The 20,260-nt window shown below is 75.1% G+C and carries 16 protein-coding genes and 1 pseudogene; 5 read left to right on the top strand and 12 right to left on the bottom strand.

Annotated features, from left to right (window positions below; all coding sequences use genetic code 11):
* Positions 1 to 2: 2 nt before the first annotated feature.
* The gene (locus ACQPYN_RS15830; RefSeq protein WP_433038481.1) at positions 3 to 893 is read right to left on the bottom strand and encodes an SCO6745 family protein; all 891 of its coding nucleotides are present in this window, start codon (positions 891 to 893) and stop codon (positions 3 to 5) included.
* A gap of 53 nt (positions 894 to 946) precedes the next feature.
* Between ACQPYN_RS15830 and ACQPYN_RS15825 the strand changes: the two genes are divergently transcribed.
* Positions 947 to 1,771 (top strand): esterase/lipase family protein, encoded by an 825-nt coding sequence (locus tag ACQPYN_RS15825; protein ID WP_433038479.1) that lies wholly within the window; start codon positions 947 to 949, stop codon positions 1,769 to 1,771.
* Between the two features lie 9 nt (positions 1,772 to 1,780).
* Here the strand turns inward: ACQPYN_RS15825 and ACQPYN_RS15820 are convergent, their stop codons facing one another.
* The 4 genes from ACQPYN_RS15820 to ACQPYN_RS15805 form a co-directional block, all read right to left on the bottom strand.
* The gene (locus tag ACQPYN_RS15820) at positions 1,781 to 2,797 is read right to left on the bottom strand and encodes an ABC transporter permease (protein ID WP_433038477.1); all 1,017 of its coding nucleotides are present in this window, start codon (positions 2,795 to 2,797) and stop codon (positions 1,781 to 1,783) included.
* Positions 2,794 to 3,777, bottom strand: a complete 984-nt coding sequence (locus ACQPYN_RS15815; protein WP_433038476.1) for an ABC transporter ATP-binding protein — start codon at positions 3,775 to 3,777, stop codon at positions 2,794 to 2,796. The genes ACQPYN_RS15820 and ACQPYN_RS15815 overlap by 4 nt, the downstream gene beginning before the upstream one ends.
* The gene (locus ACQPYN_RS15810; protein ID WP_433038475.1) at positions 3,774 to 4,904 is read right to left on the bottom strand and encodes a hypothetical protein; all 1,131 of its coding nucleotides are present in this window, start codon (positions 4,902 to 4,904) and stop codon (positions 3,774 to 3,776) included. Before ACQPYN_RS15810 ends, ACQPYN_RS15815 begins: the two co-directional genes overlap by 4 nt.
* An 80-nt stretch (positions 4,905 to 4,984) precedes the next feature.
* Positions 4,985 to 6,064 (bottom strand): TerC family protein, encoded by a 1,080-nt coding sequence (locus ACQPYN_RS15805; protein ID WP_433038473.1) that lies wholly within the window; start codon positions 6,062 to 6,064, stop codon positions 4,985 to 4,987.
* A 272-nt stretch (positions 6,065 to 6,336) separates the two neighbouring features.
* On the opposite strand from ACQPYN_RS15805, the pseudogene ACQPYN_RS15800 reads away from it, so the two are divergent.
* Together ACQPYN_RS15800 and ACQPYN_RS15795 are read left to right on the top strand one after the other, a co-directional pair.
* Positions 6,337 to 9,246: pseudogene (locus ACQPYN_RS15800) on the top strand (alpha/beta fold hydrolase).
* On the top strand, positions 9,243 to 10,079 hold the full coding sequence (locus ACQPYN_RS15795; protein ID WP_433038471.1) for an ABC transporter permease subunit: 837 nt from the start codon (positions 9,243 to 9,245) through the stop codon (positions 10,077 to 10,079). Before ACQPYN_RS15800 ends, ACQPYN_RS15795 begins: the two are co-directional and overlap by 4 nt.
* A gap of 520 nt (positions 10,080 to 10,599) precedes the next feature.
* On the opposite strand, the gene ACQPYN_RS15790 is transcribed toward ACQPYN_RS15795, so the two are convergent.
* The 5 genes from ACQPYN_RS15790 to ACQPYN_RS15770 all read right to left on the bottom strand — a co-directional run bounded on the left by ACQPYN_RS15790 (position 10,600) and on the right by ACQPYN_RS15770 (position 16,190).
* A complete protein-coding gene (locus ACQPYN_RS15790) occupies positions 10,600 to 12,522 on the bottom strand; it encodes an ATP-dependent Clp protease ATP-binding subunit (RefSeq protein WP_433038469.1) in 1,923 nt (640 codons plus the stop codon).
* Positions 12,523 to 12,548: 26 nt separating this feature from the next.
* Positions 12,549 to 12,845 (bottom strand): hypothetical protein, encoded by a 297-nt coding sequence (locus tag ACQPYN_RS15785; RefSeq protein ID WP_433038468.1) that lies wholly within the window; start codon positions 12,843 to 12,845, stop codon positions 12,549 to 12,551.
* Positions 12,846 to 13,044: 199 nt separating this feature from the next.
* A complete protein-coding gene (locus ACQPYN_RS15780) occupies positions 13,045 to 13,827 on the bottom strand; it encodes an acetoin reductase (protein WP_433038466.1) in 783 nt (260 codons plus the stop codon).
* Positions 13,824 to 14,879 (bottom strand): 2,3-butanediol dehydrogenase, encoded by a 1,056-nt coding sequence (locus ACQPYN_RS15775; RefSeq protein WP_433038464.1) that lies wholly within the window; start codon positions 14,877 to 14,879, stop codon positions 13,824 to 13,826. Before ACQPYN_RS15775 ends, ACQPYN_RS15780 begins: the two co-directional genes overlap by 4 nt.
* 48 nt (positions 14,880 to 14,927) lie before the next feature.
* Positions 14,928 to 16,190 (bottom strand): GAF domain-containing protein, encoded by a 1,263-nt coding sequence (locus ACQPYN_RS15770; protein WP_433038462.1) that lies wholly within the window; start codon positions 16,188 to 16,190, stop codon positions 14,928 to 14,930.
* A 144-nt stretch (positions 16,191 to 16,334) separates the two neighbouring features.
* Between ACQPYN_RS15770 and ACQPYN_RS15765 the strand changes: the two genes are divergently transcribed.
* Both ACQPYN_RS15765 and ACQPYN_RS15760 read left to right on the top strand, forming a co-directional pair.
* Complete coding sequence (locus ACQPYN_RS15765; protein ID WP_433038460.1) at positions 16,335 to 16,772, top strand: VOC family protein; 438 nt, start codon at positions 16,335 to 16,337, stop codon at positions 16,770 to 16,772.
* Between the two features lie 18 nt (positions 16,773 to 16,790).
* Complete coding sequence (locus ACQPYN_RS15760; RefSeq protein WP_433038458.1) at positions 16,791 to 17,417, top strand: UdgX family uracil-DNA binding protein; 627 nt, start codon at positions 16,791 to 16,793, stop codon at positions 17,415 to 17,417.
* Between the two features lie 13 nt (positions 17,418 to 17,430).
* Here ACQPYN_RS15760 and ACQPYN_RS15755 read toward each other — a convergent pair whose 3' ends face one another.
* Together ACQPYN_RS15755 and ACQPYN_RS15750 are read right to left on the bottom strand one after the other, a co-directional pair.
* Entirely contained in the window at positions 17,431 to 18,681 is a 1,251-nt protein-coding gene (locus ACQPYN_RS15755; protein WP_433038456.1) for an acyl-CoA dehydrogenase family protein, read from the bottom strand.
* A 22-nt stretch (positions 18,682 to 18,703) separates the two neighbouring features.
* Positions 18,704 to 20,251 carry a class I adenylate-forming enzyme family protein gene (locus ACQPYN_RS15750; protein ID WP_433038454.1) on the bottom strand — a complete coding sequence of 516 codons (1,548 nt, stop codon included), beginning with the start codon at positions 20,249 to 20,251 and terminating at the stop codon, positions 18,704 to 18,706.
* Positions 20,252 to 20,260 lie beyond the last annotated feature (9 nt).

The raw sequence follows: 20,260 nt of genomic DNA, 5'->3' as shown, positions 1-20,260 counted from the left end.
GCTCAGCCCTTCTGGGCGCGCGGCGACCGGGGTGAGAAGACGCCCTCGACCGCGAAGGCCGGCAGGACCGCCTTCGAGAGCGGGCGGGAGACCTCGGCGAGGCGGGCCATGCCCTCGGCGCCCAGATGGCGCCAGGGCCCCAGGGACATCCGGGTGGTGTGCTCCTCGATCTCCCGACGCAGCGCGGCACCGTCCTCGGTGAGCGCGCCGTCGCCGTCGAGCAGGCCGCGCTCGACGAGCCCGGCGGAGGCGTCGCTCCACTGCTCGGGCGACCACCCGCGGCTCTGCTGGGCGAAGCCGACGGTGAAGCCCGTGCCGGTGGCGACGTGGGTGATCAGCGCCTCGATGCCCGACAGCCCGGCGGAGAGCAGGGCGTGCAGGTGGGCGTCGCCGCGGTGCTCGCGCAGGAGCGTCACCGCGTGCCAGAGCATGAGGTGCGGCTCGTCGGGCCAGGGCAGGTCGGCGTGGGCGGCGTAGAGCGGGCGGTCCTCGCCCGTGGCGCCCTCGCAGGCCTTGCGGGCGAGCTCGGCGGACTCGGTCACCGCGGCCGAGGAGACCTGGTCGCCCAGCAGCCGTCGCAGCGACGAGTCGGCGGCCCGCAGCCGGGCGTTGACGACGTCGGCGGGGGCCGCGGACGCCCAGACGCCCGGCACCGAGCGCGCGAAGAGGCCTGCGTTGAAGTTGAAGAACGTGGCCGCCACGACGCCGGGCCCGACCGCGCCCATCGGGGCGGCGCGCTGGGCGAAGTACTGGGCGCGCGGCTTCGTGATCCCCAGGGGCGCGAGCTCCTCGCCGACCTCCGGGACGAAGTAGATCTGCGAGTGCAGGGGCTCGAGCCGGCCGGTGAGGGCGGCGGCGTCGGCAGGGGAGACGGTGTCGGTCGGGGCAGCCACGGCGGTCACCGTCTCACGCGGAGCCCGCCCGCGCGCCCGGCACACTGGGACCCATGGCGTCCTGGCCCACGCGGGCCCCGCTCGGCGGGCTGGCCTCGCGCCGGCGCGCCTTCGTGCTAGCGCTGCTCGGGGTCGGCGCCGTGCTGCTGGTGCTGATCGGGATCGCGGTGGCCCGCGAGTACCGGGTGCCGCCGCCCGCCGACCCCGCCGTCCCCGGCGCCGTGGTGCTCGTGCCCGGGTACGGCGGCAACCGCGCGGCGTTCATCGCGCTCACCGAGCGCCTGCGCGCCGAGGGTCGCCGCTCGGTGATCGTCGAGCTGCCCTCCGGCGGCACCGGCGACCTCGTGACCCAGGCCGCCACGATCGACGACACCGTCCGCGGGCTGCTCGACGAGGGCGCGCCCTCGGTCGACGTCGTCGGCTACTCCGCCGGCGGGGTCGCCACCCGCGTCTACCTCGACCGCGGGCGGACCGCCCCGGCCGTGCGCCGCGTCGTCACCCTCGGCTCGCCGCTGCGGGGCGCCGAGCTCGCCGCCGCGGGTGGCGCGCTGGTGCCCGGGGCCTGCCCGCGCGCGTGCCAGCAGCTCGCGCCGGGGAGCGCGCTGCTCACCGGCCTCGCGACCGCGCCGGCCGGGGTGCCCTGGCTGTCGCTGTGGACCGCCGACGACGAGACCGTCACCCCGCCCGACTCCGCCGAGCTCCCCGGCACCGACGCCGTGCGCCTCCAGGACGTCTGCTCCGACGCGACGATCCCCCACTCGCGCCTGCCGGTGGACCCGCTGGCGGTCGGGCTCGTCCTGCGGGGCCTCGGCACCGGTCCCCTGCCCACCGCCGACCCGGACGCCTGCGACGCCCTGCGCGACGAGGGCCGGAGCTGACCCCGAGACCTAGCTGGTGACGTCCTTCGTCGTGAAGTTCGCCCAGGCGGCGAGCATGAGCACCACGACGTAGCCCGCCTGGAGCCACAGCCCGGACGAGATGTCGCGCAGGAAGATCGGGTCGCGGAAGAAGTCGACCCAGGCCAGCCAGTACCGCGTCGGCAGGTAGGGCGTCACGGACGACGCCGCGTCGAGGCTCACGAGCACCTGGCTGGTGATCAGTGCGGCGAGGGCCCCGAGGGTCGCGCCGAGCGAGGACGCCGTGACCGTCGAGAGGAACAGGGCGATCGCGGCGACGCCGAGCATCGAGACGACCACGTAGCCCATCGCGCCGAGCAGGCGCGCCGCGAGGTCGGCGGGCCCGAGCGCCTCCCCGGACAGCGACGAGACCGACGACTGCGCCCGCTCACGCGCGGCCTGGTCGTCGGCGGCCACCGTGCTGTCGCCGGTCTCGGCGCCCGGCTGCGCCCCCGACTGCGACGCGTCGGACCCGCCGACCTGGCCGCCGGCCGAGGAGGGCTGCTGGCCGCCGGCCGGTCCCGCGCCCGCGACCGCGTCGTCCCCGCCGGTGACCTCGGGCAGCGCGCGCACCACGGCCACCGGGTCGCCCGCCCCGAACAGCGAGACCCCGACGACGTAGGAGGTGCCGGCGACCGAGAGCACCGCGACCACGACGAACACCACGATCGCGACGAGCTTGGCGCCCAGCAGCGCGGTGCGGCGCACCGGGCGTACGAGCAGGTAGCGCAACGTGCCCTGGGACGACTCGCCCGCCACGGCGTCGCCCGCGACGACGGCCACGGCCACCGGCAGGAAGATCGGCAGGACGAGCGCCAGCGCCGCGGCGGGGTAGAGCGAGCCGGACTGCAGCACCGCCGACAGGAACGCCGCGCCCTGCCCCGGCGGCGGGGAGATGCGTGTGGTCGCGAGGAAGACGGCGACCACCGCGGGCAGCAGGCACAGCAGGCCGATCGCCACCCAGGTGCGGGGACGGCCGGCGAGCTTGATCAGTTCGACGCGGATCACGCGCGGGCCCCCCGGTCGCGCGCGGTGTCCGAGCCTGGCCCTGTCAGTGCGACGACGACGTCCTCCAGGCTGCGGCGCTGCTCGGCGAGCCCGTCGAGGGGCACGCCGTGCTCGACCAGGTGGCGGGCCAGTGCCGACGGGCCGCCGGGGGCGGCGTCGACGACGAGCGTGTGGTCGTGGCGCTCGGCCACCGCCCGGCCGAGCAGCCGGGCCGCGCCGTCCGGGTCGGGGGTGCGCACCACGAGCCGTCCCGTCGGGCCCCGCACCGCGTCGAGGGCGTCCTCGAGCACGAGCCGGCCCCGGTCGACGACGCCGACGGTGGTGCACAGCGCCTCGATCTCGGCGAGCAGGTGGCTCGACAGGAAGACCGTGGTGCCCGCGGCGTTCAGCTCGATCAGCAGGTCGCGGACCTCCCGGATGCCGTGCGGGTCGAGCCCGTTCGTCGGCTCGTCGAGCACCAGCAGCCGGGGCCGGTTCAGCAGCGCGCCCGCCAGACCGAGGCGCTGGCGCATGCCGAGCGAGTACGTGCGGACGGGCCGCCGGTCGACCGCCGCGAGCCCGACGCGCTCGAGGACCTCCTCGACCCGCTGGCGCCGGCGCCCGTCCCGGCCACGCCGGGGCCCGGACGCGTCGAGCAGCGCGAGGTTGGTCCGCCCGGACAGGTGCGGGTAGGCGGCCGGGCCCTCGACCATCGCCCCGATCTCCGGCAGCACGTCGGCCACCCGGTTCGGCACCGTCGCCCCGAGGACCGTGATCTCGCCGCGCGTGGCGTACACGAGCCCCAGCAGCATCCGGACCATCGTCGTCTTGCCCGACCCGTTCGGGCCGAGGAAGCCGTAGCGGGCGCCCTCGGCGACGTGCAGGTCGACGTCGTCGACGGCGACGTGCGACCCGAAGCGCTTGGTGACGCCGCGGGTCTCGATCACGAGCCCGGACGACGGCGGCCGGGCGTCGATCCGCTGGGTCTCCCGCGTGCTCACTGACGGCCCCCCGCCAGCAGGTCCGCGGCCCCGGAGTCGAGCGCGGCGGGCGGGACGAGCCCGGCCAGTACCCAGGCCCGGGCGCCGTCCTCGCTGCGCACCACGGCGAGCGAGAGCAGCGGGGTCTCCAGCGCCGAGCCCTGCCCGTCGACGGTCAGGGTGCGCCCGGCCCCGGCGCGGTCGATGCCGCCGAGGAGGGTGCCGGCGAAGTCGGCGGGCAGCGGCACCGCGATCAGCTGCCCGAGCGTCGTGCCGTACTGGCCGAGCGCCGGGAAGCGGCGCTCCGGCGGCACGCGCTCCCGCCCGGCGAGCACTGCGGGCAGGGTGCTGCCGTCGCCGCGGCCGAGGACGCCGAAGAGGTCGGACGTGGGGCTGCGCGTCACGCCGGCGCCCGGTCCGCGGCGCGGCTCGAGGGCCGTCGGGTCGGGCGGACCCTCCTCCAGGTCGCCGAACGCCGTGCTGATCATCGGCTCGGCGACCCCGCGGGCCCGCACCTCGACGGCGACGGGCAGCCCGGTCGCCGGGTCGGCCCAGACGTCGAGCGCGTCGACCGTGGTCTCCGGGTCGGCGACCGTGACGCGCACCCCCGCGGCGTCGACGCCCGCGACCCGCCGGGAGGGCAGGGCCGTCGCAGGGTCACTTGAGGCCGTGCCGGCGAGCAGGCGCCGGGCCAGGTCGGGCGGGAGGAGGTCCTCGGAGCGGGGCAGGCGCACCTCCGGGTCACGGGCGACGATGGTCAGCAGCTCGGCGCCGTAGTCCCAGACGGCCTGGCCGCGCGGGGTGACGTAGCGGTCGCGCTCCCCCACCGCCGACAGCACGTCGGTGCGTGCCCGGTCCGGGCCCGCGTACCAGCCGCGCATCCGCGTCACGCCCGAGAGCAGCGTGGTGACGTCGGCGAGGGCGGCGATACGCGGGAGCCCGAGCGTCGCGCGGGCCTCGGCGTAGCCGGTCCACCCGACCCCCGCGGACGCCGCGATCCGGTCGCGCAGCTGCTGCGGGTCGGCCTGCGCGTCGCTGGGACGCGCCGCCAGCAGCGCGGGGACCCCCACCAGGAGTGCGCCGACCACGGCCACCACGGCCCATCGCCACAGGGCACGCCCCGCGGCCGTCCCCGACCGTCCCGCCACCGGCGTCCCGACTCCCCTCACTCACGTCCCCGTTCGAGGGTGCCACCGAACCGTGCGGGCGGTGGCTCCCTGGTGAGGCGCTAGTCGCCGGGGGTGCGGGCGACGGTGACGGGATCGTTCGCGCCGGCCCGGTCGGTCGGCTGGTCGGGCGGCTGGTCGGACGGCTGCTCGGGCTCGGGCGCCGTGAAGTACCGGACCTTGACGAGGCTCGCGACGGTCGTGATCAGCAACACACCGACGATGACCGCCAGCGAGACCTCGATCCCGATCACGGGGACGTCGAGGGGAGCGCCGTCGTTGAGGAACGGCAGCGTGTTGGTGTGCAGGGCCTCGAGGATGAGCTTCACGCCGATGAAGGCGAGGATCACGCCCAGGCCGTACGAGAGGTAGACGAGCTTCTGCAGCAGCCCGCCCAGCAGGAAGTAGAGCTGGCGCAGGCCCATCAGCGCGAACATGTTCGCGGTGAACACGATGTAGGGGTCGCGGGTCAGGCCGAAGATCGCGGGGATCGAGTCCAGCGCGAACAGCAGGTCGGTCATGCCGATCGCGATCATCACCATGAGCATCGGCGTGACCATGAGCCGCAGCCGGCCCCGCGCGTCGCGGCGCCGGACGACCGACTTGGTGCCGAGGTAGTCGTCGGTCACCGGCAGCACCCGGCGCACGAGGCGCAGGGCGGCGTTCTCGCGGAACTCCTCGTCCTCGTCGTCCGTCGTGACGACCTTGATGGCCGTGAGCACGAGGAACGCGCCGAACAGGTAGAACACCCAGCTGAACCGCTCGATCACCGCGGCGCCGGCGAGGATGAACCCCCCGCGCAGCACCAGGGCGATGAGGATGCCGAACAGCAGCACCCGGTGCTGGTGCACCTTGGGCACCGCGAAGGCGCCCATGATCAGCAGGAAGACGAAGAGGTTGTCGACCGAGAGCGAGTACTCGGTGACGTAGCCGGCCACGAACGCCGTCGCGGGCTCCTGGCCGGCCACGAGGAACAGGCCGACGGCGAAGACCGCGGCGAGGGCGATGTACACCGCCACCCAGCGCGCCGCCTCGCGGACACCCACCTCGTGGGGGCGGCGGCCGACGATCGCGAGATCGAGCGCGAGGACGGCCAGCAGGCCGACGATCGTGGCGGCCCACACCCAGAAGGGCACGTTCACGGGGGTTCTCCGATCTCCGGGGGCACGTCGGGACGGACGCCATCCACCGGAGGTCTCTCCCGCCGCCGAATCGGCGACCGAGGGCCCCGGGCACCGAGACTTCCGATGCCGTGCTGACGAGGCCCCCGCGTGGGGATACTCCCCTCCGCTACGGAGTGTGTCACTGATGTGAGCGCAGGGCGAAGGCGGCCCTCGGTGGCGATGCGCACCGGGCCGTGGGGAATAGGTCGCTCACGACCGGTTCAGACGAACCGGGATACCGTGCGCCCGTGATCAGCCGCCCGCTCCGGGCCCTCGGAGTCCTGCTCGCCGTCCTGCTCGTCGGGGCCGCGACGGTGGCCGCAGCTCCCGCGCCCGGTGGCTCGGTGCGCAGCGAGGACCTGCGCATCGACGTCCTCGACGGCCCGGCGCGCGACCAGCCACAGAGCCTCGACGCGACGCTCTGGCTGCCGGCGACCTCGGGCCCGGCGCCTGCGGTGCTCGTGGCCCACGGCTTCGGCGGCAGCAAGGACTCGGTGGCCGACGAGGCCCGCGCCTGGGCGGAGCGCGGCTACGTCGCCCTCGCCTGGTCGGCGCGCGGGTTCGGCGAGAGCACCGGGCAGATCGCCCTGAACTCCCCGGAGTACGAGGTCACCGACGCCCGCCAGCTCGTCGACCGGCTCGCCGCGCGGCCCGAGGTGCGCCAGGACGGGCCCGGCGACCCGCGGGTGGGCGTCACGGGCGCCTCGTACGGCGGGGCGCTGGCGCTGCTGCTCGCCGGCGCGGACCCGCGCGTCGACGCGACCATCCCGATCATCACCTGGAACGACCTCGGCCAGTCGCTCTTCCCCGACCGGGCCGGCCCGGACCCCGCCACGACGCCCGCGGCGAGCGCCGCCGCCCCCGACGGGGTGTTCAAGCGGGCGTGGTCGGCGCTGTTCTTCGGCAGCGGCTCGCGGCCCGGGCCGGGCCAGGAGCAGGCCCCGCCGCAGGTCTGCGGGCGCTTCGTCCCCGAGGTCTGCGCGGGGTACGTCGCCGCCATCACCACCGGGCGCGAGCCCCGGCCCTCGCGTCGTTCTTCGACCGCGCCTCGCCCGCGAGCGTGGCCGGCCGCATCAGCGCGCCGACGCTGCTCGTCCAGGGCGAGCAGGACACGCTCTTCGGCCTCGACCAGGCCGACGCCACCGCCCGCCAGATCGCGGCCGGCGGGGGCACCGTCGCGGTCAGCTGGTTCGCCGGCGGCCACGACGGGGGCGAGCCCGACCGGCGCACGACCGAGCGGATGCAGGCCTGGTTCGACCACCACCTCGCCGGGACCGGCGCCGACCCCGGCGCGGCGTTCACCTACGTCGTCCCGTCCGGGGTGCAGGCCCGCCGGGCCCCCACGCAGCGCACGATCACCGCGAGCGTCTACCCCGGCCTGGACGGCGGGCCGGGGACCGTCCGCACCCCGCTGCCGCTGCGCGGCGAGGCCCAGGACATCGTCGCGCCGGCCGGGGCGCCCCGTCCGCGATCTCGTCGGTGCCGGGCCTCGCGGGCCTGGCCGGGGGCGCGGCCGGTGGTTCGGGTGATGGCTCCGGGGACGGCTCCGGGGACGAGGAGGAGGACGACGGCGGCGGCAGCTCCGGCGGCGGTGGGGGCGGCGGCGGTGCCGGCGGCGGGGTGGCGGGGCCTCGGCGCTGCTGGGCCGGCTCGCGAACGACCTCCCGGGCCAGGCGGCGCGGTTCTCCACCGACCCGCTGCCCGCCCGCACGGTGGTCGCCGGTACGCCGGAGGTCCGGCTCACGGTGTCGTCGGTGCCGGGCGCGGTCGCCGGCGAGCCGGTGCTCTTCGCGAAGGTCTACGACGTCGCGGCCGGGGACGGCGCGCCGGGCACCCGCACGCTGCTGGGCAACGCGGTCTCACCGATGCGCCTGCCCACCCCGGGACCGACGCCGACCGAGGTGTCGGTGAGCCTCCCCGCCGTGGTCGCGACGCTCGCCGCCGGCCACCGCCTCGAGGTCGTCGTCTCGACCACCGACCAGGCCTACGCCGCCGCGACCGCCCCGGCCGTGCACCGGATCGGCCTGGCCGGCGACTCCACGCTCTCCGTGCCCTCGGTGCCCGGCGACGTCCGCAGCGGGACCTCGGTGCCGATCGCCCCGCTCGCCGCGGCGGGCGTGCTGCTGCTCGGCGTGCTCGTCGCCTGGCTCGTCGCGCGGGTCCTCGCGGTCCGCCGCCGGCGCCGCGACCTGGAGCCCGGCGGTGTGCTCGCCCTCGAGGAGGCGCTCGCCGACACCCCGCTGGTCGTCCGCGGGCTCTCGAAGTCGTGGCCGAGCGGCCTGGTCGCCGTCGACGACGTCTCGTTCACCGTCGAACGCGGCCAGGTCCTCGGCCTGCTCGGCCCCAACGGCGCCGGCAAGACGACGACGCTGCGCATGCTGCTCGGGCTCATCGCCCCGACGGCGGGCGAGCTGCGCGTCTTCGGCCGGCGCGTCGTCGCGGGGGCGCCGGTGCTGGGGCGCGTCGGCGCCTTCGTCGAGGGCGCCGGGTTCCTGCCGCACCTCACCGGGCGGGACAACCTCGAGCTCTACTGGGCGGCCACCGGACGCCCCCGCGACGAGGCGCACCTCGAGGAGGCCCTGGACATCGCCGGGCTCGGATCGGCCGTCGACCGGACGGTGCGCACCTACAGCCAGGGCATGCGCCAGCGCCTCGCGATCGCGCAGGCCATGCTCGGGCTGCCCGACCTGCTCGTGCTCGACGAGCCGACCAACGGCCTCGACCCGCCCCAGATCCACGCGATGCGGGAGGTGCTGCGCTCCTACGCCCGCGCCTCCGAGGGCCGCACGGTCCTGGTCTCGAGCCACCTGCTGGCCGAGGTCGAGCAGACCTGCGACCACGTCGTCGTCATGCATCGCGGCCGGGTCGTCGCCACCGGCGAGGTGGCCGAGCTCGTCGCGAACGGGCAGGTCGCGGTGTCCGTCGACGCCACCCGGCGCGACGAGGCCGTCTCGGTCCTGCGCGGGCGCAACGGGGTGCGCGACGTCGAGGCCGACCCGGGCGACGCCGACGTGGTCCTCGTCGACCTCGGCGACGTCGACCGCGCCGCCGTCGTCCGCACGCTGGTGGAGGCCGGCTTCGACGTCCGCGGCGTCGGGCCCCGGCGCCGTCTCGAGGACGCGTTCCTCGCGCTGATCGGTGAGGAGGTGCCCCGCTCGTGACCACCACCGTGGACGGGTCCCGCACGCTGCCCGTGCGCGTCGAGCTGACCCGGCAGTGGCGCCGGCGCCGCACGCAGGTGACGCTCGCGCTGTTCGCGCTGCTGCCGGTGATCCTCTGGATCGCCTTCTCGGTCGGCGACGCCCCCGACCAGGGCGCCGCGGCCACCAGCCTCACCGACCTCGCGCAGGCGTCGGGGGTGAACTTCGCGGTCTTCGCGCTCTTCTCCTCGGCGAGCTTCCTGTTCGTGGTGGTCGTGGCGTTGTTCTTCGGCGACACGGTCGCCAGCGAGGCGTCGTGGTCGTCGCTGCGCTACCTGCTGGCGATCCCCGTACCCCGGGTGCGCCTGCTGCGCCAGAAGGCGATCGTGGCCGCGCTGCTCTCGCTGGCGACGCTGCTCGTGCTGCCGCTGGTGGCCGTGGTGCTCGGCACGCTGGTGTACGGGGCGGGCGACTACCTCTCCCCCACCGGCGAGTCGCTGCCCTACGGCACGGCGCTCGTGCGCATCGCCCTCGCCGTCGCCTACCTCGCGGTCCACCTGCTCTGGGTGGCCGGCGTGGCCTCGCTGCTCTCGGTGGTCACCGACGCCCCGCTCGGCGCCGTCGGCGGCGCGGTCCTGATCTCGATCCTGTCCCAGATCCTCGACACCGTCGACGCGCTGGGCTCGATCCGGAACGTGCTGCCCACCCACGACGTGTTCGCCTTCGCCGACCTGCTCACCCTCGACGTCGACGGCACCGACCTCGCCCGCGGCGTCCTCTCCGCCCTGGTCTGGTGCATCGCCTTCGGCGCCACGGCGGTCTGGTGGTTCCGCCGCAAGGACATCACGAGCTAGCCCGACCGGCGCACTCCGTGTGCAAGCCCTGCGTCCACGCTGGCACTCAGCGCCAGGAAATCCGCGTCGATCACCGAGGGCGACGCCTGGCGATCCGGGGCGCTCCGGCGCGCCGCGACGGGCACGTTCCGCAGGCCGCGACGCCGGTCGATCATGCGCAACGTGCCGCTCGCGGCGGTCAGGAGTGCTGGGTCCTCGCGACCTCCGCCGCGGTGTGCACGACGCGCCGGGCGTCCACGCCACGCAGCTCACGGCGAGGACCAGCACGCTCGCGAATCCCCAGTCGTCGTCGCTGCCGGATCTCGATCACCGCCGCCCGGGCCCGGACGGTCACGTGCGGGGTCCTGAGCACCACGACGAACCCGCCGGCGCTCCTGTCGGCGACGGTAGTGCAGGACCTCTACAGGCGGCCTCGCCAGTTCGATCTCCCGACAGTGTCGTCAGTGCGGTCGCGCCGAAGAACACTGACGGCACTCCCGAGAGATCGACATGGAGAGCCCCGGTCAGCGCGTGCGGACCCTCAGCCCGTGACCTCGATCGTCAGCGGCCCCTCGGCGTCGGGCGCGTCGATGGTCGCCTTGCCGCCCGGGCGCAGGGCCCCGGCGACGATGCGCTTGGACAGCGCACGGTCGACCTCGCGGGTGACGACGCGGCGCATCGGGCGGGCGCCCAGCGTCGGGTCGTGCCCGCGCACGACGAGGGCGTCGACGGCGGCGGGCGTCACCTCCAGCGACACCTCCTGGGCCGCGAGGCGCTCGCGCGTGCCGTCCAGCAGGAGCTCCACCACCCGGCGCCGGGCCTCCGGGTCGAGCGGGGTGAACAGCACGACCTCGTCGACCCGGCCGAGGAACTCGGGACGCAGGGCACGCGCGAGCGCGGAGAGCACCGCCGACCGCGCCTCGTCGGGATCGCGGCCCTCGGTCAGCGCGCTCGCGCCCAGGTTGCTGGTGAGGATGACGACGGCGTCGGCGAACGAGACCGTGCGCCCGCGCCCGTCGGTCAGCCGGCCCGCGTCCAGCACCCCGAGCAGCAGGGCCAGCACGTCGGGGTGCGCCTTCTCGATCTCGTCGAGGAGCACCACGCACGACGGCGTGCGCCGGATCGCCTCGGTGAGCTCGCCGGGGCGGTCGTGGCCAATGTAGCCGGGCGGCGCGCCGGTGAGGCGGGCGACGGTGTGGGCCTCGCGGAACTCGCCGAGGTCGAGGCGCACGAGGCGCTCGTCGGAGCCGTGCAGGGCCTCGGCCAGGGCACGGGCGAGCTCGGTCTTGCCCACCCCGGTGGGCCCCGCGAACAGGAACGACGCCACCGGTCGTCCCGGTGCGCCCATCCCCGCGCGCCCGGCGAGCACGGCGTCGGTGACGGCGTCGAGCGCGTGGTCCTGGCCGACGACGCGCCGCCGCAGGTGGTCGGCGAGGCCGAGCAGGCGGGTCCGCTCGGAGTCGGTGAGGTGGGCGACGGGCAGACCGGTCCGGTCGGCGACGACCTGGGCGATGTCGGAGACCGAGACCGTCCCCGAGGCGCCCGGGTCCTCCGCGCGCCGCAGCCGCACGCGGGCCGCGGCGGTGTCGAGGGCGTCGATGGCCTTGTCGGGCAGGAAGCGGTCGCGCACGTGGCGGGCGGTGAGCTCGACCGCGGCCCGGCGGGTGTCCTCGGGCAGCCGCACGCCGTGGTGGTCCTCGTAGCGGCCCTTGAGGCCGTCGAGGATCGCCACGGTCTGCTCGATCGTCGGCTCGTCGACGGTGATCGGGGCGAAGCGGCGCTCCAACGCCTGGTCGGACTCGACGTGGCGGCGGTACTCCTCGAGCGTCGTCGCGCCGACGACCTGCAGCTCGCCGCGCGCCAGCGCCGGCTTGAGGATGTCCGCGGCGTCCATCGTCCCCTCGACGCCCGCGCCCGCCCCGACGACGGTGTGCAGCTCGTCGAGGAAGAGCACGACGCCGCGGTCGGTGGCGGTGACCTCGTCGACGAGCCGGCGCAGCCGCTCCTCGAACTCCCCGCGGTACTTGGTGCCGGCGACGAGCCCGGCGAGGTCGATGGCCACGACTCGCCGACCCGACGGTCCGGGCACGGTGCCGGCGGCGATGCGGGCGGCGATGCCCTCGACGATCGCGGTCTTCCCCACGCCCGGGTCGCCGACCAGCACCGGGTTGTTCTTGGTCCGGCGCCCCAGGATCTCGAGGACGGCGGCGACCTCCCGCTCGCGTCCGACCACCGGGTCGAGGCGCCCGGCGCGGGCCTCGGCCGTGAGGTCGCGCCCGAAGCGGTCGAGCACCGGGGTGCGGGTGTCCCCGCGCGGCCGCCCGGGCGGCGGGTCGTCCCGGCCGTCCCGTCCGTCGGGGGCACCCAGATCACCGAAGCCCTCGACGAGCTTGCCGATCAGGTCCTCGAAGGGATTGGACCACTCCCCGGGACGGTCGGGCCCGCGGCGGGCGTCGTCGCTCACCGCTCCATCATGCGCCTAGGCAGGAGTCAGCAGGCGGGCTCGACCGACAGGACGCCCGGCAGGGTGCGGACGCGGTCGGCGAACTCGGCGCACTCCGCGCTGGTCAGCGCGACCGTGCACTGGATGCACGAGCAGCTGACGCCCTCGTGGACGTCGACCGAGAAGTCGGGGACGCGGTAGCCGAACGAGCAGAGCGCCGACGCCAGGTCCATGACCCCGGGCATGCCGCCGGTGGTGAGGATCGTGAAGGGGCGCGGCAGCCGGGACATGCGGCGGGGGGCGGCGGGAAACGCCGGGGTGGCGGGCTGCTCGAGCGTGGTCACGGGTGACTCCAGGGATCCGTGGGAGAGGTGGATCCGAGCCAGGTCTCGGCGGACCGCCCACTGATGGTGAGCGGTGATGCGCGCCGGGGCCCTGGCTACCCGGCGCGCCGAAGTACTACCTCGAGACGCTTCGCCTGCATGACGATGATGTTACCCCCGCCACTCCCACTGCGTCGAACCGACCCGCCGCCCGTCGGGATCAGACCATCACGATCCCGCCGTCGATCATCACCGCCTGCCCGGTCATGTAGTCCGCGTCGCGGCTGGCGAGGTAGGAGACGAACGACGCGACGTCCTCGGGCGTCTGCACCCGGCCCAGCGCGATGAGCTGCGAGTACTGCTGGAGTGCCTCGCCCTTGCCGGTGCCGAGGTAGCCGCCGAGGCCCTCGTCGATCTCGTCCCACATCGTGGTGCCGACGATGCCCGGGCAGTAGGCGTTGACGGTGATCTGGTGCGGCGCCAGCTCCTTCGCCGACGCCTGCGTCAGCGCCCGCACCGCGAACTTCGACGCCGAGTAGTGCCCGAGGTGGTCGAACCCCTGGTGCCCGGCGATCGACGCCGCATTGATGATCTTCCCGCCGTGCCCCTGCTCGATCATCGCCTCGGCGGCCGCCTGCAGGCACCACAGCACTCCGCCGACGTTGATCGACAGCATCCGCTGCAGGTCCTCCGGCGAGACCTCGAGCAGCTTCTTGACCTGCGCGATCCCTGCGTTGGCGACCATCACGTCGATCGACCCGAACCGCTCGCGGGTCGCGGCGACGAGCGCCTGGCAGGCCTCGCGGTCGGCGACGTCGGTGACGGTCGACGCGGCCTGCCCGCCCTTGTCGGTGATCTCCTGCGCGACCTCGGCCGCGGTCGCCGCGTCGATGTCGGACACCATCACGGCCAGCCCGTCGGAGGCGAGCCGGCGGGCGATGGCAGCGCCGATCCCCCGTCCGGCGCCGGTGACGACGGCGACGCGCGTCCCCGCGGCGGTCACGGGTGCACCAAGATCTTCACGTTGGTCTCCTTGTGGTCGATGAGCTCGCGGAAGCCCTGGTCGACGATGTCGGCGAGGGCGATGCGGCCGGTGATGAACTGGTCGACGTCGACGACGCCGTCACGGATGAGGTCGATGACCTCGGGGTGCCGGCCCGCGTAGGCCAGCGACCCGATGAGCCGGATCTCGGAGAACACCAGCGAGTTCACGTCGAAGGTCGCCGGGTGGCCCCAGATCGAGACGTTGATGCAGGTCCCGCCGGGACGGGTGGACGCGACGGCCTGCGCGAGGACGGGATCGAGGCCTGCGCACTCGAACGTCACGTCCGCGCCGGCGCCGTCGGTGAGGTCGCGGATCGCCTCGGGCACGTCGACCTCGGTGGGGTCGAGGACGTGGTCGGCACCCGCGCCCGGTGCCTTGGCCTTGCGGGCGTCGGCGGGCTCGACCACGACGACCTGACCGGCGCCCAGCGCCTTCAGCGCGGCGGCGGTGACCAGCCCGATCGGGCCGGAGCCGAAGACCGCTGCGGTCTGCCCCTTCTCGATCCCGGAGAGCTTGGTGGCGTGGTAGCCGACGGCCAGGGGCTCGACGAGCGCGCCCTGCTCGGCGGTGAGGCCGGCGATCGGGTGCACCCACCGCTGGTCGATCACCATCTTCTCGGCGAACCCGCCCTGGTCGCCGTCGAGGCCGACGAAACCCAGCGAGCGGCAGATGTTGTAGCGCCCGGCCCGGCACGCGACGCAGACCCCGCACACGTCGTAGGGCTCGGCGACGACCCGGTCGCCCTCGGACACGCCCGTGACGCCCTCGCCGACACCGGAGACGATCCCCGAGAACTCGTGGCCGAGGGTGATCGGCACCGCGCCCCCCGTCAGTGGGTGCGGCGCCTGCGTCGTCGGCGCGAAGATCGGCCCGTCGAGGTACTCGTGCAGGTCGGTGCCGCAGATGCCGCACCACTCGACGGCGATCTGCACCTGCCCGGGCCCGGGTCGGGGCTCCGGGACGTCCTCCACGCGGACGTCACCGCGTCCGTGGAAGCGAGCGGCCTTCATGGGTCCTCCTGAGGTGGGCGTGACCCCATCCCACGGGAGTGAGCCCGGTCACGACCAGGGTTGCAGCGGTGTTGCGTTCCCGACGCCGAAGAGGCGCGCCTCGTCCTGCGGCGTCGGCGCGAGCACCTCGACGCCGGGCGCGATCCGGTACGGGCGGGCGGCGATGAGCCCGCCGAGCACGCGTCGCAGCCGCGAGAGCTCGGCGCGGACAGTGACGAGGTGGGCGCCGTCGTCGTAGAGGACGCGGCTGATCGCCGCGGCGTCCATCCCCCGGCTCCCGGCGCGCATGAGGAGCGCGAGGATCTGCAGGTGGCGCCGGCTCAGGGCGTGCCGCCACACCTCGTTGCCCTCGACCACCGCGCCCGCGGGCTCCGCGTCGAGGTCGAGGCGCAGGCGCGTCCGGCCCGGGCCTGCGGCGTCGGACGGGCGCAGCATCCAGCCGCCGGGCACGCGGTCGGGCAGGCAGGCGCCCAGGCCGTGGACGAGCATCGCCTCGCCCGCCCGGGGCACGCCGACGCGTTCGCGCGGGGCGAGGCCGGTGGCGGCGGCGACCCAGCCGTGGTCGTCGACGACGAGCGCGGGCCCCGTGCTCCGCGCCAGCATCGGGGCCGCGATGGCGCGCAGGCCCTCGAGGCGCGTTTCGTGCGCGCCCCACAGGCCGGTCTCGGCGAGGCGGACCGCGGTGTGCACGAGGGCCACCGTCGTCGGGTGCACGGTCGGCGCCGGCCCGGAGAGGTCGACGACGCCGAGCATCTCCCCCGTGCGCGGATCGTGGATGGGGCTGGCCGTGCAGGTCCACGGGTGCTGGGCGCGCACGAAGTGTTCGGCGGAGAACAGCTGCACGGACGCGTGCTCGGCCAGCGCGGTGCCGATGGCGTTCGTGCCGACGGAGGCCTCGGTCCAGTCCGCCCCCGGCATGAAGCCCAGGGAGTCGGCGAGCCGCCCGACCCGCACCGCGCCCTCGCGCCAGAGCACGAAGCCGTCGGCGGCGGTGACGACCATGATGTGCTCGGCGTCCTCGGCGACCGCCGTGAGGCTCGCCCGCAGCTGGGGCAGCACGCCGGCGATGGGCGACTCCGCCCGCCGGCGCTCGACGACGTCCGGCGCCGCCGGGTCCTCGAGGGACCGCCCGTCGGGGGCGACGCCGTAGGACAGGACCCGGTCCCACGACCGGCTCACCACCCGGCGCAGCGCCGTCGTCGGCCGGGTGCCCTGCAGCCGCGCGTCATGGGCCTGGTGGAGCAGGCGGGCGTGCTGACGAAGGTCGGTGCTGCGCGTGACCGCGCAGACCCCGTCGTCCCCGTGAGGCACGAGAACCCCCTCGACGTCGACGGACCTCGCCGCAGCCTAGGCAGCGCTCGTGAGCCGCGCCATAGACCGGCCGCCGTTCCCTGCCCGCCGAACTTCGCGGCGAGGCGGACCGCACCTGTCCGCCATCGGTGCGAGCCTGCGGGCATGAGCCGCGACATCCAGATCACCTTCGACTGCGCCGACCCGGGAAAGCTGGCGACGTTCTGGGCCGAGGCGCTGGGCTACCGCCTCCAGGACCCGCCGGAGGGCTTCGCCACCTGGGACGACGCCCTCGAGGCGTTCGGCGTCCCGCCCGAGCACCGCAACGACGCCTCGGCGGTCAACGACCCCGACGGCCCGGGCCCGCGCGTGTTCTTCCAGAAGGTGCCCGAGGGCAAGCAGGTCAAGAACCGCGTGCACCTCGACGTGCGCGCGGCGCCCGGGCTCGCGGGCGAGGAGCGCATGGCGGCGCTCGAGGCGGAGGCCGCACGGCTCGTCGGCCTCGGCGCGACCCGCCTCGAACGGCACGAGCCCGCGCCCCCGCTGCAGGGCGGGCACATCATCCTGGCCGACCCCGAGGGCAACGAGTTCTGCCTCGACTGACACCGGGCACCCCGCCCCGTGACCGAGCCGCTGGATCTGTTCGAGACGGACGCGCCCGACCTCGAGACGCTGCGCGAGCGCGCCGCCGGGTGCACGGCGTGCGAGCTCCACCACGACACCACCGGGACGGTCTTCGGCTCCGGTCCCCCGCAGGCGCGCCTGGTGATGGTCGGCGAGCAGCCCGGCGACCAGGAGGACCGGCAGGGTGCGCCGTTCGTCGGACCGGCGGGACGCCTGCTCGACGAGGCCCTCGAGAGCGCCGGGATCGCCCGCGACGACGCCTACGTCACGAACGCCGTCAAGCACTTCAACTTCCGCTACCAGGGCAAGCGGCGCATCCACGAGACGCCGAAGGCCGGCCACATCAAGGCCTGCCGGCCGTGGCTCGACGCCGAGCTCGCGCTGGTGAAGCCCCAGGTGCTGCTCACCCTGGGCGCGACGGCGGGGAAGGCCCTGCTCGGCTCGTCGTTCCGCATCACCGCCGAGCGCGGCGAGCCCCGCCCGTGGAACGACCTGACCCTGGTGCCGACGATCCACCCGTCGGCGATCCTGCGCGCCGACCCCAGCCGCGGGCAGGACCGCGACGAGATGATGGAGGGCTTCGTCGCCGACCTGCGCCGCGCGGGCGAGCTGCTGCACGCCTGACGACACCGCCTGACTACACGGGCAGCCCCAGGCCTCGCGCGATCAGCATGCGCTGCACCTCCGACGTGCCCTCGCCGATCGTGAGGATGCGCGCGTCCTGGTAGTGCCGGGTGACCGCGGTGTCGGCCATGAAGCCGTAGCCGCCCGCGACCTCGGTCGCCAGGTACGCCGCCTTGTTCGCCGCCTCCGAGGCCACCAGCTTCGCGGTGGCCGCCTCCTTCGCGATCGGCCGGCCGTGGTCGTACTTCCACGCGCCGTCGTAGGTCATCACGCGGGCGGTGGCGGCCAGCGCGGCGATGTCGGCGACCTGGAAGGCCACCCCCTGGTGGCCCCCGAGCGGCGTGCCGAACGAGGTGCGGTCGGCGACGAAGCGCCGGGTGTCGTCCAGGCACCCGAGGGCGAGCCCCGTGCTCATCGCGGCGATCGGGAACCGGGCCCACGTGAGGAAGCCGAGCGCCTCGCGGTACCCGCGCCCCTCCTCGCCGAGCAGGGCGGAGCCCGGGACGCGGACCTCGTCGAAGAACAGCGGGTGGGTGTCGGACGACCGCCACCCCAGCTTCGCGTAGGGCGCGCCGACGGTGACGCCGGGCGCGTCGAGCGGCACGAGGAAGGCCGAGACCGGACGCCGGGACCGGCCGTTCGCGCCCGGCGTGGCGTCGCCCGTGGCGGCGAAGAGGATGACGTAGCGGGAGAACGGCGTGCCGGAGTTCGTGATGAACTGCTTCGACCCGGAGATCACCCAGTCGCCGCCGTCGCGGCGCGCCGTGGTGGCGATGTTGCCGGCGTCGGACCCGCCGGTGGGTTCGGTGAGCCCGAAGGACACGAAGGTCTCCCCCGTGCAGGCGCCGGGCAGCACCTCGCCCAGCAGGTCCTCGCGGCCTTTGGCGAGGTGGGCGAGCAGGGCGATGCTGATGGCCTGGACGTGGACGGTCACGGACAGCGAGGAGTCGACGCGGGCGAGCTCCTCGGCGGTGAGGCAGAGCGTGCGCAGGTCGGCGCCACCGCCGCCGTAGCGCTCGTCGGCGAGCAGCCCGTAGGCGCCGAGCCGGCCGGCCGCGCGGGCGAGGTCGGCATCGAAGACCCCGGCGATGCTGCGCTCGGCCGCGCCCGGGGCGACCTCGCGCTCGCAGAACCCCCGCAACGTCGTCTGCCAGTCCCGGTGGTGGTCCTCGAGCGCCCAGGGCACCCCGTAGTCCTGGTCGTCGAGCGTGTCGGGCTCGAGCTCGGGGTCGATGCCGCTGGGGCGGTCGGACGTCTGAGTCATCGCGGGCTCCTGGTCGTGGAGGTCAGGCGCCGGCCACCCGACTGGCCTGCCCCGCCCAGTGCGGTTCGCGCAGGGCCTTGCGCAGCAGCTTGCCGACGACGTTCTTGGGCAGGGGGTCGTGGGTGAACTCGACGGCCCCGGGCTTCTTGTAGGACCCCAGGGCCCCGCGCACCAGCTCGGTGATCTCCGCGGCGGTGACGGTCGCGTCGGGGGCTACGCGGCAGACGGCCATCGGGGTCTCGCCCCAGCGCTCGTGCGGCACCGCGAACACCGCCACCTCGACGATGTCGGGGTGGTCGGCGATGGCGGACTCGAGCTCGGCGGGCCAGATGTTGAAGCCGCCGGAGACGATCATGTCGTCCGCCCGGTCGAGGACGTAGACGTAGCCGTTCCCGTCGATCCGGCCGATGTCCCGGGTGCGGACCCACCCGTCGACGAGGCGGGTGGCGGTCAGCTCGTCGTCGTCCCAGAAACCGCGCATCTGACCCTCGACCTGCGCCCAGAGCTCGCCCTCCGCCCCGAGGGGCAGCACGGTGCCGTCCTCGTCGCGGACCTCGATCCGCGCGAACGGCAGCACCTTGCCCGCGGCGCGCAGCGGGGACGACCCGGGGATGTCGGAGAACCACTCCTGCGGCGTCATCACGGTCAGCGGGACGGCCTCGGTCTGGCCGAACACCTGGTGCAGGACGTCGCCGAACGCCGCCCGCCCGGCCAGCGCGGTGGCGTCGGTGATCGGCGCCCCGCCGACCAGCAGGCACTCCAGCGCCCCGAGGTCCCGTCCGGACCGCGAGGGGTCGGCGGTGAGCATCTGCACCATCGAGGGCGGCGCGAACATGTGCGTGACGCGGTGCCGCTCCATCAGCGTGAGCACCTTGGCGGGTTCGAACGCCCCGAAGAGCAGGTTGGCGCTGCCGTGCAGCCACGCCGGCAGGAACAGGTAGCCGGACGCGTGCGAGATCGGCCCGGCGTGGCCGACGACGCTGTGGTTCTGCAGGTTCGGCAGGCGGTAGTACCAGTTGCGGCAGTTCACGAGCCAGTCGTGCTGGGTGTAGCCGACGCCCTTGGGCCGGCCGGTCGTGCCCGCGGAGTGCCGGATGACGTACCAGTCGTCGGCCTCGACGCGGATCTCCGGGTCGACGGCGGACTGCGCGGCCAGCCAGTCCTCGTAGCCCTCGTCGCGGACGAGCAGGTGCTCCAGGCCGGCCGCCCCGTCGGTGGGGTCGTCGAGGCCCTTGACCTCGTCGGCGTGCGTCGCGTCGACGACCAGCACCCGGGTCTGCGTCTGCTCGATCATCTGCTGGTGCGCCCGGCGGGCATTGCGCGCGTAGAGCGGGACGCGGACCGCCCCGGCGATCGCGACACCGAGGAACAGGTCCGCGGCGCCGAGGTCGTTGTCCTCCACGCTCGCGACACGGTCGCCCGGCCGGACCCCGAGCGCCCGCAGACCGTTGGCGGTGCGGACACCCCGATCCCAGGCCTCGTCGAAGGTGAGGCTCCGGCGGTCGGTGACGAGGGCCGTGCGGTCACGGTGCAGCGTCATGGCCTGGCGCATCAGGCTGGGCACGTCCACGGGCCGCTC

It is taken from the genome of Actinomycetospora sp. CA-053990 (genome assembly GCF_050948445.1).
GTDB lineage: Bacteria > Actinomycetota > Actinomycetes > Mycobacteriales > Pseudonocardiaceae > Actinomycetospora > Actinomycetospora callitridis.
This window is presented reverse-complemented; position numbering and strand designations above follow the sequence as displayed.

Coding starts and splice junctions, on each gene's coding strand:
- ACQPYN_RS15825 (WP_433038479.1), top strand. CDS start 947: ATGGCGTCCTGGCCCACGCGGGCCCCGCTCGGCGGGCTGGCCTCGCGC.
- ACQPYN_RS15755 (WP_433038456.1), bottom strand. CDS start 18,681: ATGACTCAGACGTCCGACCGCCCCAGCGGCATCGACCCCGAGCTCGAG.
- ACQPYN_RS15765 (WP_433038460.1), top strand. CDS start 16,335: ATGAGCCGCGACATCCAGATCACCTTCGACTGCGCCGACCCGGGAAAG.
- ACQPYN_RS15775 (WP_433038464.1), bottom strand. CDS start 14,879: ATGAAGGCCGCTCGCTTCCACGGACGCGGTGACGTCCGCGTGGAGGAC.